This window comes from Actinoplanes solisilvae, from assembly GCF_003999975.1.
Classification (GTDB): Bacteria; Actinomycetota; Actinomycetes; order Mycobacteriales; family Micromonosporaceae; genus Actinoplanes; species Actinoplanes solisilvae.
Genome location: NZ_RJAC01000021.1, coordinates 1 through 11,851, shown reverse-complemented (window position 1 = coordinate 11,851; position 11,851 = coordinate 1). Strand labels below are relative to the sequence as shown.

10 protein-coding genes are annotated in these 11,851 nt (G+C 69.3%); 6 read left to right on the top strand and 4 right to left on the bottom strand.

Features of this window, described 5'->3' with window-relative positions:
- Positions 1-114: 114 nt before the first annotated feature.
- Complete coding sequence (locus EER30_RS36025; protein WP_127505443.1) at positions 115-3,048, top strand: M36 family metallopeptidase; 2,934 nt, start codon at positions 115-117, stop codon at positions 3,046-3,048.
- A gap of 123 nt (positions 3,049-3,171) precedes the next feature.
- A complete protein-coding gene (locus EER30_RS36020) occupies positions 3,172-3,840 on the top strand; it encodes a GTP pyrophosphokinase (protein ID WP_240670507.1) in 669 nt (222 codons plus the stop codon).
- Positions 3,841-3,897: 57 nt separating this feature from the next.
- Here EER30_RS36020 and EER30_RS36015 read toward each other — a convergent pair whose 3' ends face one another.
- Complete coding sequence (locus tag EER30_RS36015; RefSeq protein ID WP_240670506.1) at positions 3,898-5,736, bottom strand: M48 family metallopeptidase; 1,839 nt, start codon at positions 5,734-5,736, stop codon at positions 3,898-3,900.
- A gap of 134 nt (positions 5,737-5,870) precedes the next feature.
- On the opposite strand from EER30_RS36015, the gene EER30_RS36010 reads away from it, so the two are divergent.
- Positions 5,871-6,833, top strand: a complete 963-nt coding sequence (locus tag EER30_RS36010; RefSeq protein WP_127505439.1) for a DUF4034 domain-containing protein — start codon at positions 5,871-5,873, stop codon at positions 6,831-6,833.
- On the opposite strand, the gene EER30_RS36005 is transcribed toward EER30_RS36010, so the two are convergent.
- A complete protein-coding gene (locus EER30_RS36005; RefSeq protein ID WP_205650574.1) occupies positions 6,806-7,612 on the bottom strand; it encodes an SAM-dependent methyltransferase in 807 nt (268 codons plus the stop codon). The two genes, EER30_RS36010 and EER30_RS36005, sit on opposite strands and share 28 nt — an antisense overlap.
- 111 nt (positions 7,613-7,723) lie before the next feature.
- Here EER30_RS36005 and EER30_RS36000 point away from each other — a divergent pair, with 111 nt between their 5' ends.
- The 3 genes from EER30_RS36000 (at position 7,724) to EER30_RS35990 (ending at position 10,380) form a co-directional block, all read left to right on the top strand.
- Complete coding sequence (locus EER30_RS36000; protein ID WP_127505435.1) at positions 7,724-8,182, top strand: nuclear transport factor 2 family protein; 459 nt, start codon at positions 7,724-7,726, stop codon at positions 8,180-8,182.
- A 417-nt stretch (positions 8,183-8,599) separates the two neighbouring features.
- Entirely contained in the window at positions 8,600-9,169 is a 570-nt protein-coding gene (locus EER30_RS35995) for a hypothetical protein (protein ID WP_127505433.1), read from the top strand.
- Between the two features lie 44 nt (positions 9,170-9,213).
- On the top strand, positions 9,214-10,380 hold the full coding sequence (locus EER30_RS35990) for a flavin-containing monooxygenase (protein WP_127505431.1): 1,167 nt from the start codon (positions 9,214-9,216) through the stop codon (positions 10,378-10,380).
- A 6-nt stretch (positions 10,381-10,386) separates the two neighbouring features.
- Here the strand turns inward: EER30_RS35990 and EER30_RS35985 are convergent, their stop codons facing one another.
- Together EER30_RS35985 and EER30_RS35980 are read right to left on the bottom strand one after the other, a co-directional pair.
- Positions 10,387-11,112 carry a hypothetical protein gene (locus tag EER30_RS35985; RefSeq protein ID WP_127505430.1) on the bottom strand — a complete coding sequence of 242 codons (726 nt, stop codon included), beginning with the start codon at positions 11,110-11,112 and terminating at the stop codon, positions 10,387-10,389.
- A 33-nt stretch (positions 11,113-11,145) separates the two neighbouring features.
- Positions 11,146-11,697: a hypothetical protein gene (locus tag EER30_RS35980; RefSeq protein ID WP_127505428.1), complete on the bottom strand. Its 552-nt coding sequence runs from the start codon at positions 11,695-11,697 to the stop codon at positions 11,146-11,148.
- Positions 11,698-11,851: the final 154 nt, after the last annotated feature.

The following is an 11,851-nucleotide window of genomic DNA, read 5'->3' as shown; positions in this document are numbered from 1 at the left end:
CCGGCCATTTCATCACGTCCTTATAGATGTATTTAGATGTTTGTACTATGTCGCCACGGGGTCGGGGTGGGGTCGGATGGCTGTGGTAACAGCCATTCCACTCCAGGAGGTACCGTGCGCACCCCACCCCGTGCGTTGGCGGGAACCGCTGCCGGATTACTGGCGGCCACGATCGTGTTGACCGCCTCACCGGGCGCGAACGCGGCGCCCGCCGCTCCGGTGAAAGCCCCGTCCGAGAAGGTGCAGGGCGACGACCACCATGACCATGTCATCGACAATCGCCAGGGACGCGTAGCCCCGACGAGCAGCCAGCGAGCTGCCGCCGCGGGCGCGCAGGCCCGGTGGAACAGCCTTGGTACACCCTCGACGCTGACCGCGACCGGCGCGGCGCTCGAATCGGGTCTGCCCGCCGACAACATCGCGGCCGCCCGGGCATACGTGGACAAGAACCTGGACGTGCTCGGGCTCACCGCCCGGGGCGCGGACGCGCTGGAGCTGCTGACCACCTCACCGATCGGAGAGGGTGCGGCGGTCATCTTCCGGCAGAAGTTCGGCGAGCTGGTCGCCGGGCGCGACGGTCTGCTGTCGGTCGGCGTACGGGACGGCCAGGTGTGGTTCGTCAGCTCGTCGCTGTCGCGCGACGCGAACACGCCCGAACCGGCCACGATCGACGCCGCCCGCGCCGCGGCCCTGGCGGCCGAGGAGGCCGGCGTTTCCGGCGCGACCGTGCTGGCCAACAAGCTCGTCGCCGTGCCGACCCCGAGCGAGGGCGCCCGCGCGGCCTGGCAGGTCACGTTCGGCGCCGGCCTGAGCGGGGCCGACCCGGTGGCGTACACGAGCTATGTCGACGCTCGTGACGGCGGCATTCTCGTACGCGAGGACATCGTCAGCCACGACAGCGACAACCCATCGTGGGACGTCTTCCCGAACTCGCCGCCGACGAACTACTCGTCGGCCGACACCCGGAAGACCTTCTGCTGGACGCCGCAGCGCCGTTGCGACGAGGTCGTGGGCACCAGCGCTTCGCCCCAGCCGTGGGACGTCGTTCCGAGCACGGGCGAGCCGAGCTTCACCACGAAGGGCAACAACGCTTTCGCCGTACACAATTGGGACTCGAACGACCCGTTCACCGTGGGCACGGAACTCGCGACGCCGCGGCCGAACCGGGACTACCAGTACAGGTGGACGAACCAGTGGTACCGGGAGCGTTGCTCGCCCGACGTGTTCACGACGCCGCAGCGCAACGACATCGACGCCGCCCGGGCCAACCTGTTCGTGCAGCACAACCGCATGCACGACTGGTCGTACCACCTCGGGTTCACCGAGGCGACCTGGAACATGCAGGACGACAACCAGCGTCCCGGTGGGCTGCCCGACGACCCGGAACAGGGCAACGCGCAGGCCGGCGGGATCAGCGGCGGGCCGCCGACCTTCGCGGCGCGCAACAACGCCAACCAGATCACGCCGCCCGACGGCGAGGCGCCGATCACCAACATGTACCTGTGGCAGCCGGTCGCGGCCGCCTTCTACGGGGCCTGTGTCGACGGTGACTACGACATGTCCGTGATCGGGCACGAGTACACCCACGCGATCACCAACCGCATGATCGCCGGGCCGGACGCGGGTCTGAGCTCGCCGCAGGGCATGAGCGAGAGCTGGTCCGACCAGCTCGCGGTCGAATACCTGGCCGAGCACGGGTACGCGCCCAAGGGCGAGCGGGGCTTCACGGTCGGCGAGTACGTGACGACCGACGCGGTCGCCGGCATCCGTAACTACAACATGAGCAACAGCCCGCTGAACTACTCGAGCGTCGACTACGACTTCGTCGGGCTGCAGGTGCACGCGTCCGGTGAGGTGTGGAGCGCGACGAACTACGACATCCGGCAGGCGTTCATCAAGCGGTACGGCCAGGGTTCGGCGTCGCTGAACAAGGCGTGCGCCAACGGCAAGCTGCCGGTGACGAAGTGCCCGGGCGGCCGGCGCTGGATCCAGCTCGTGTTCGACTCGTTCCTGCTGCTGGCCAACAGCGCCAACAGCCAGGTCGACGCCCGGGACGCGCTGCTCGGCGCCGACCTGGTGCGCTTCGGCGGCAAGAACCAGGACATCCTGTGGAACGCGTTCGCCAAGCGCGGTCTGGGTGAGGGCGCGGTCAGCCTCGGGGCGGGCGACGCCGACCCGACGCCGAGCTTCTCCTCGCCGTACGCGAAGGAAGGGACCTTGAAGTTCCGGCCGGTGGACGAGAAGGGCAAGCCGGTCGCGGGCGCGAAGCTGTTCGTGGGTGACTTCCAGGCCCGCGCGGTCGCGGTGGCCGACACCGACCCGGCGACGCCGCTGCCCGACGAGGTCAAGCTCGTCGCGGGGGCGTACGGATTCATCGCGCAGGCGCCCGGCCACGGCCACGCGCGCATCGCGAAGACCCTGGTGCTGCCCGTGCTGACCCGCACGCTGGGGGTCAAGTTGCCGACCAACCTTGCGTCGGCGGCAGCGGGCGCGGTGGCGACCGGCGACGGCATCAACCTGGCCCGGATCACCGACGACGACGAGGCCACGAACTGGGCGTCGCTCAACAGCCCGGTGGCCGGCAAGCAGGTCACCGTCGATCTGGCCGGCGGGGTTCAGACCGTACGCCGGGTGCAGGTGAGCGCGCAGCTGCGGCCGCCGGTCACCGGGGACCCGGACGCCGGCACGCAGAACCGGTACTCGGCGCTGCGGCAGTTCAAGGTGCTCGCGTGCACCGCGACGGCCACGGTGACCTGCTCGAACGCGTCGGAGTTCCGGCACGTGTTCACGAGCAAGCCGGACGCCTTCCCGGCGGTCGCGCCGCGGCCCCGGGTGAAGGACCTGAAGATCAAGTCCTTCGACATCAGGCCGACGACGGCCACGCACCTGCGCCTCGAGGTCGTGACCAACCAGTGCACCGGCGGTCCCGACTTCGCCGGTGAGCAGGACGCCGACCCGCGGGCGACGACCGACTGCGCGACGGTGACGACGGCCAATCCGCAGCCGCTGAACGTGCGCGTCTCGGAGTTCCAGGCGTACGGGAAGTAGATGCTCTTGCCCGGGCTGCCCTTCGGTGGCGGCCCGGGCAAGAACTTTGGGCCCTCCTGTGATCCTGGCCGCACGCTGGGCCTACGGTTGTAGGCGTAAGCCGCGCACAGGAGATTAGGAACCGTGACGACCGAGGACGCCGATCGCGAGATCGCTTTCCGGCCCGGACCCGGGCTGTTGATCGACCACTCGGACGATATGACCCACTTCATGTTGGTTTACAAGTTCGGTCTGGCCGAGATCGGCACCAAGATCACGATTCTGGCCGAGGAGCTGGCCCACCGCGGCCGGGGCAACCCGATCGAACACGTCAGCCCCCGCCTGAAGACGACGGCCAGCATCACGGCCAAGGCCCGGCGGATCAACTGCCCGATGACCGTCGACGACGTGCGCACCCGCATTCGCGACATCGCGGGCATCCGCATCGTGTGCAGCTTCGTCTCCGATGTCTACACCGTGGCCGACATGCTGACCCGCCAGCCCGACATCAAGCTGCTGCAGACCAAGGACTACATCGCCCAGCCCAAGGCCAACGGCTACCGCAGCCTGCACCTGATCGTCGAGATCCCGGTCTTCCTCAGCGAACGGGTCGTCTCGGTGCCGGTCGAGGTGCAGCTGCGCACCGTGGCCATGGACTTCTGGGCCAGCCTCGAACACAAGATCCATTACAAGTACGACCCGGTGGTGCCGGGCGCCGTGCGCGAGGAACTGGCCGCGGCCGCGGAGGACGCGGCTCGCCTCGACAAGCGCATGGAACGCCTGCACCGCGAGATCCACGGCCCCCGCAGCTAGGGCCTCTCGCGTGGGCCCCGCCGCACCCCCACGCGACCCACCCGATAGGCCATACCGTCAGCCCTCGTTGCGCTCGTTGATCCGGTTCAGGACCCCCTCGAGCGTGTCGCGGCTCTCGCCGATCACGTCGCTGCCCCAGCGCTCCTGCACCTTGACCGTCGAGCCGTCGTGCAGGGTCAGCTCGGCGTTGATCGGCACCGCCTTGACGATCTTGGTGGAGGCCACCTCCTCGAACGGCACGAAGCGGTAGATCCTGGCGAGCTCGGCCGGGTCGTTGGCCGAGAGCAGCCGGCCGATCCGCTCCTCGCCCTTGTCGCCGCCCTTGGGCGCGGGCACGAACAGGAAGCCCCGGCTGAGCAGGATCAGGTCGTGTTCCTGCTCGTCGACCTTCACGTTCGAGATCGCCCCGATCACGCCGGCGCCGTTCGCGGTCGCCTTGGCCTCGACGACCTTGGCCGCCTCGACCTCGATGCCGGCCTGCTTGAGCCGCACCCGCGCGTCGTCGAGCGTCTCGGCGTTCACGGCCAGCTTGGCGATCTCGGCGTAGTCGAGGGCCGCCCCGCCGCGGTCGACCAGGCTCACCGGCTCCGACCAGGAGTGCTTCCAGTACGCGACACCGCTGCGCAGCGCGGCCAGCGTGATCAGGTCGTCCATGATGCCGGCGAACTTGGCGGCCGCCTCCTTGCGGGTGGCCTGCGGGAAGAACTCGGCGGCCAGCTCGCCCAGCCGGCCCGCGGCGACCAGGTCGAGCACCTCGGCCAGGCCGGCCTCGGGCACCGCGGCGAGCCGGGCGGCCGAACGGAACACGCGGTCGGCACGGTTCTGCACCACGCGGGTCGTGGCGGCGGCGGTGAACTGCGCCCAGGGCAGCACCTCGCGGTCGCCGAAGTCGACCACCTCACGCTGCAGGGCGAGCCAGGCCTGGTCGCTGTGCGGCAGCAGCACGTCGGCCGGGCGGTCGTCGACCGGGTGGTTCACCGGCGGCATCGCGTTCATCGCGGCGATCCGCTCGCCGATGGCCGGGTGCGTGTCCCAGCGGGAGGTCTCGGTGTCGGGCTCCTCGTCGCGCAGCCTGGCGAGCTCGTCGGGCCGGGCCGCGAACAGGTGCCGGAAACCGCCGAACACGTCGTCGGGCGCGACACCGCGCTCCCAGCCATACGAGATGTAGTTGTTGAAGTAGAAGCCCCAGGCCGCCGAGACCACCGGGATCTCGCGCATCGCCGAGGTGGCCGCGGCAGCACCGGCCACGCGCACCGACACCTCGTCGGCCTCGAGCTCCTGGCGGCGGGCAACGCCGTTGCTGACCAGCAGGAACAGCCGGCCGTAGCCCTTGAACACCCAGCCCGCGACGTTGAACTTGCCGACCCGGCTCAGCGTCTCGCGCAGGGCCAGCCGACCGCGATAGGTGATGCCGGCCAGCCGGGTGTGCGACCCCGAGTAGTGGCCGAGCTCGTGCGCGATGACCGAGCGGAGCTGGTCGACGGTGAACGTCTGCAGCAGCGGCACGCCCAGGTAGAGGCGGCGCGTGCCGGCGATGAGGCCGAGCAGCTTGCTGTCCTCGCTGACGGCCGCGTTGACCTCGGCGACGAGACGGATCTCGTCGGGTGCGCGAGTGCCGGCCTCGCGGGCCATGTCGGCGACCAGGCGCCACAGGTCGGGCGCCTGCTGCGGCGTGATGATCAGGCCCTCGGGCTCGTCGGGCTTGACGCGCATAGCCTTCCACAGGCCGACCGCGACGGCGCCGAACGCGGCGATCACGATCCAGCTCAGTTTGACCGCGCCCGCGCCGTGGATGTGCGTCCAGATCTCGTACAGAAGAAAGCCGGCCGCGGCGAGCTGGAGCAGGCCCAGCACATAGAAGCCGATGAGCATGACGACCGACAGGACGGCACGCATCGCTGTGTTCATTAAGGTGTTCCTTCCCCCGTTCAGCAACCGTCCAGCTTCGAACGGCCGTCGGAAAATACCGGTAGTTGATCGCGCGAGCAAGACCCTTAAGATCTGCTTCCACCACGGGGAGGGAGATCGATATGTGGCCGTTCCGCAAGAAGCAGCCGGCCGGGCTGACCATCGACGAGACGCACGGTGACCCGACCGCTGTCGCGCTGCGTGACGCGTTGCGCGCGAGGGACTGGAAGACCACCCGCGACATCTTCGAGCCGGTCGCCGACCCGGACGCCCGCGCCTACCTGATGTCGGTCGCGGCCGGCGTCGACGGCCTGCAGGACTGGGTCGGCGAATGGCAGGCGGCCGCACCGCAGTCGACGCTGCCGCTGCTGTTCAAGGGCTGCCACGGCGTGTTCTGGGCGTGGGAGGCCCGCGGCTCGTACGGCTCCGAGCACACCAAGCAGGAACAGTTCCGCGAGTTCTGGCGCCGCCTGAAGATCGCCGAGAACGCGCTCGACGACGTGGTCGCCCGCGACCCCGACGACGTGACCGCGCTGACGTGGCTGGTCACCTCGGCCCGCGGCCGTCAGGTCGACGCGACCGAGGCGCGGCTGCGCTTCGACGAGGTGGTGAAACGCCACCCCGGCCACGTGGTCGCGCACGAACAGATGCTGCAGTACGTGTGCGCGAAGTGGTTCGGCAGCGAGGAGCAGATGTTCGAACTGGCCCGCTCGGCGACCGCGGCGGCGCCGGCCGGAAGCCTGGTGCCGAACATCCTCGCGACCGCCCACCTGGAGAAATACCTGAGCGCGAACAGCGCCGAGCACATGGAGACCGACGAGGTGCGGGCCGAACTGCTCGCGGCGGCCGAGAAGTCGGTGCTGCACCCGTCGTTCCGGCCGCACTTCGGCTGGCAGGCCCGCGGCAACACGTTCGCGATGGCGCTGGCGTGGGCCGACCTGCACGACGCGGCCGCCCGGGTCTTCGACCTGCTGGGCGACCAGGTGACGAAGTGGCCGTGGCAGTATCGCAACGGAGGGAACCCGGCCTCGGTCTTCACCGAGTACCGGGACATCTCCTACGGTTTGCGGGCGACGACCGCATAGATGCCCAGGTCGTCGCTGACCGGGCGGTCGGCCGGGTCGTCCTCGGCCCGCCAGTCGCTGACCAGCACGATGCCCGGCTCGACGATCTCGAGGCCGTCGAACCAGCCGAGGATCTGATCTTTGCCGCGGGCGCGCACGTCGGTGCCGCCCGCGGCGAACATCTTCTCGTACGCGGCGATGCCCTCGGGCGAGCTGAAGTCCATCGTGCCGTGCGTGATCGCGACGAAGCTGCCCGACGGGAGCACGTCGACCAGGGTGCGCACCGAAGCGGCGGCCTGCGCGTCATCGTGGATGAAGTGCAGAATGGCGATGAGCAGCAGCCCGACCGGCTCGTTCAGGTCGAGGGTGTCACGCAGCGCCGCGTGCTTGAGAATCGCCTCGGGGTCGCGAAGATCAGCCTCAAGGTACGCCGTACGCCCCAGCGGGTCGCCTTGCAGCAGGGCGCGGGCGTGCACCATGACGATCGGATCGTTGTCGACGTAGACGACCCGCGACTCGGGCGCGACGCGCTGGGCGACCTCGTGCGTGTTGTCGGGCGCGGGCAGACCGGTGCCGACGTCGAGGAACTGCCGCACGCCCTCGCCCCCGACGAACCGCACGACGCGGCCCAAAAACTTGCGGTTGGCGCGCGCGAGCGCCACCACGATCGGGAACGCCTTCGCGATGGCGTCACCCGAGGCCCGGTCGGCGGCGAAGTGGTCCTTGCCGCCGAGCCAGTAGTTGTAGCGCCGCGCGGGGTGCGGCACGGAGGTGTCGATGTTGTCGCCCACGACCTGCATCATAGTCAATCCGTCAATGTCCACACAGGACGTCGGTGGGGTTTCCCACAGGGCTATGAGCTGCGCGACAATGCGGTGACGAGGCGACTACCTGGGGTAAAACTTCGGGGTATGACAGACAGGCCACCTCTTCCGCCCTTCACCCTCGAGACCGCCATGCGCAAAGTGCAGGCCGCAGAGGACGCTTGGAACACCCGCGACCCCCAGAAAGTGTCACTTGCCTACACCGAGGACTCGGTTTGGCGAAACCGCGACACGTTCGTCACCGGACGGGCCGCAATCGTGACATTCTTGACCGGCAAGTGGGAGCGCGAACTCGACTACGCCCTCCGCAAGGCCCTGTGGTCGTTCACCGCCGACCGCATCGCCGTGCGCTTCCAGTACGAGTCCCACAACGCCTCCGGGCAGTGGTTCCGCAGCTACGGCAACGAGCTGTGGGAGTTCGACTCGCACGGTCTGATGCGCCGCCGCGAGGCGAGCATCAACGACGTCGCCATCAATGAGAGCGATCGGCGGATCTTCGGGCCTCGGCCTGAGTCGGAGCATGGGCAGGACATTCCTCTGCAATGAGACTCGGTCGCCCTGGGACGGGGTGGGCCGGGAAATGGGTCACCGGCCGCTGGCGGCAACGAAAGCCGGGCGGTCACCTCAAAGGGCGTAGGCCCTGCTGCCGCGCGGTGGTCACCACGGCGCGCAAGTAACTGCGCGCGGACCCAGGCGGTGGTCAAGCGAACGAACCGTGCCGCTCACCCACCGGGCGCGGAGCGCCCTGCAAGCGCGCAGGCCCAAAACCGGGAACGGGTCGCCGAAGACCTCGACCCGAGGTTGGGTGCTCTCCTCGCGCAACCAATCCGCAGGTGCTCTCCGAGCGCTCGGCCGGGGGTGTGGGGGCAGCGCCACCACGGTCTTCCACCAACACCAACCCCGTAACACGCAGGCACTCCGGCTCGTTGATGTCGGCAACCTCGCGAAGGGGGCGCACAAGCGATGCGAGTCTGGAACTGGATCAGGGACCACCGAACGCAAAGCGTCATCTGCCTGGTAGCCCTGCTGGTAGGAATCCTCGCCCTGGCCCGAGACGTGATCGGCTACCAGATCCTCGAACCGCCACGACCCGCCCCCGATCGAGTGACGCCCCCGTCAGCGCAGCCCTCCCCCGACGGGTCGCCAGGAGCGGTAAGGCGCGGCCCGCACCCGCTGCACATGATCGGCGGGCAGCCAGACGTATTAGAGACGGAGGTGGACCTGGACGACAAGGCGCTCAACTGGGGCGTCAACACCTGCGGCGACCACTGCGACCTGAACCTCCGAGGCAGCCCGAACGGCGTAGAAGAGGCGTACGGCAACCTCGCCCTCTCCCCCGCCGACCGCGGCTCCTGCCGGGCCACCACGGCGTACGGCTTCACCCTGACACCACGAGAGGCGACGGAAGGCAAGCAACTCTGCGTCCTGACCGACGAGGGCCGGCACGCGGGCCTCGTCGTCAAGCACGTAAGAAAGAGCAGCCCCGACCGCCTGGAGGAGATCGTCTTCGAGGTCACGGTCTGGGAGAAATAGGACCCTGCGCGGCAGCTGGATCGACCGTCCCGCACACTCTCCCCATGGCGGATGTGACGGTCCTCGGCGCCGGGGCGGCCGGGCTCGCGGTGGCGGCCCAGCTCAAGGCTCAGGGTGTGGACAGTGTCGTGCTCGAGCGCGGCCCCGCCGTGGCGACGAGTTGGCGCGGTCGGTATGACCGGTTGCGGCTTCACACCGTACGGCGGCTGTCCGGTCTTCCGGGTATGGCGATCCCGCGAGAGTACGGGCGGTGGGTGCGGCGGGATGATCTGGTGCGCTACCTGGAGGCGTACGCGGAACGCTTTGGTCTGGACGTTCGGGGCGGGACGACCGTGGAGCGGGTCGAGCCGGGCGCTGACGGGTGGTCGTTGCGGCTGGCGGACGGGTCGGAGCAGTCGGCGCGGGTGCTGGTGGTGGCGACGGGCTATCTGCACACGCCGGTGGTGCCGGAATGGCCGGGGCTGCCGTCGTGGGAAGGCACACTGACGCACTCGGCCGAGTATCGCAACGCCGTGCCGTTCGTGGGCAGGAACGTGCTGGTGGTCGGGCCGGGCAACAGCGGGGCCGAGATCGCCACCGACCTGGCCGAGGGTGGCGCGGCGTCGGTGAGCCTGGCGATTCGTACGCCGCCGCACATCGTCCGGCGTACGACGGCGGGCTGGCCTGCGCAGATGAACGGGCTGCTGCTCGGCCGGCTGCCGGCGCGGCTCTTCGATCCGATGGCGGCCACCCTGGCCCGCCTCGAAATGCCCGACCTCAGGCCGTACGGCATCGCCCGCTCGGCGAAAGGGCTCGGAACCCGTTTGCGCACCGAGCGCTATGTGCCGTTGCAGGACGTCGGGATCGTGCGCGACGTCCTGGCCGGCCGGGTGCGACCGATTGCCGCCGTGCAGGGTTTCACGCCGTCGTCGGTGCTGCTGGCCGACGGCACGAGCATCGAGCCAGACGTGGTCATCGCGGCCACCGGGTACGGCACCGGGCTGCGCGACCTGTTCGAGGAACCGGCACTCTTCGACGAGACGGGCGTGCCGCTCGTGCACGCCGGGGCTGCGGCTCGCCCCGGTCTCTACTTCATCGGGTACGACGTGACGCTCGGGGGCATGCTGCGCCAGGCCGCCATCGAGTCGCGCCGTGTGGCCCGCGCCGTCTCCGCCGTCGTCGGACCGCCGCGAGCGACGTCGCCCGGACATCACATCCAGTCGTCCTCGTAGGGCTCGTCAACCGGCCGCCTCGAGCGTCAACTGCAGGTAGCTGTCCGGTGTGCCCGTCGCTTCCCGGGCCGGCTCGTTGCTCGGCTGCACGCGGATCGACACCGTGTCGCCGCCCTCGACCGACACGGTGAGCGGGGCGCTGCCCGTCCAGTCGATGACCGCGCGGACGGTGTGGCGGCCCGGCCGGACCGGCAGGATAAGCTCGGTGCCGTTGCGGACGACGCCGGCGACCTGGCCGTCGACCTCAAGCTGGTAGGTCCGGAAACGGTCACGCCACACCCGCGACGGACGGTGAATCCGCAGATACGACTCTGTCGTCTTTCCTGCGCGACCTTTGCGTCGCCGCTCCCGCCGATTGCCGTGCGTCAGTGTCTCGGCGGACGCCCAGCGCTCCGGCGCGGTCGGCGCCGTTCGCAGCCTCGGCGGGACCGCGAAGTCGAAGCGGCCCCACCAGCCCACCGGCGGGATGAGGCAGAAGAGCAGAACGCTGACGATCCACAGGGGCACGTCGTACAGCGCGCCGGGGTCGTCGCTCTCCAGGATCGTCGCCACCAGCACCGCCAGGAACAGCGCGGCCAGCGCGAGGTGGGTCACCAGCCAGACCCGGTCCCGCCACCGGACCCGGCTGGCCCGCCACGAGCCGCGCCACCAGGACGGCAGCAGGAACAGGGAGCCGACCGCGTAGAGCAGCCCGAGAGCGGTGCACCAGAAGCCGAAGTCGCTACGCCACACGGGTAAGCCATCCGTTCACGAGCCGCCTCTCGCTCATCGGCTGCACTTCGCTGACCCGACGAACTCGGTGACCTCGCGACGCAGGAACGCCAGAAAGTCCTGCAGATTCGCAGCCACCGCTGTCGCACCATCCGCGTCGTACGTCTCGCCAGTGAGAGCGCCGCCCGACAGTCGAAGAACCGGCGCGTCCTTCCCGGCGGACATGGCGAACAACGCTCCGCCGCCGCCGCTGCCGAACACGATTACCGTCCGCCCGTCGCTCAGCCGGCGCGGATGGTCCGGATCCTCACCCGGCAGCGGCGGACGGTGGATCCAATAACCGTTGTTGATGTCAGGTAGCCGCACTTCTGCCACAACCTGGTGGAACAGCAGCAAATCGGCCGGCAGGTCGCCACCGTGCAGGTCAGCCAGTCCAGCAAGCTCTGCCGCAGTGGCTGGCCCGCTGACCTCGTGCTCGCCTGGCGGGAATCCGAACCGCGGTTCGAAAATGCTCAGCAACTCGCCGATTCCGGTGCGCACGTCAGCGCGCCATCGCTCGATCCAAGCCTCGTCCAAGCCGCTCTGCCCTTCCTGGCCGATCCGCACGCGAGGCTACACATGGCCATCGACGACGGACCCGCCTGAAAGACATCCCAGGAGTTTGAATGTCAAGCGGCAGCGTCGATGAGGTGAGCGGACCAGGCGGTCGCCTCGTTGTAGGGTGTGCCGGTTTTGAGGCATCCGTGCAGGATGCCGACGA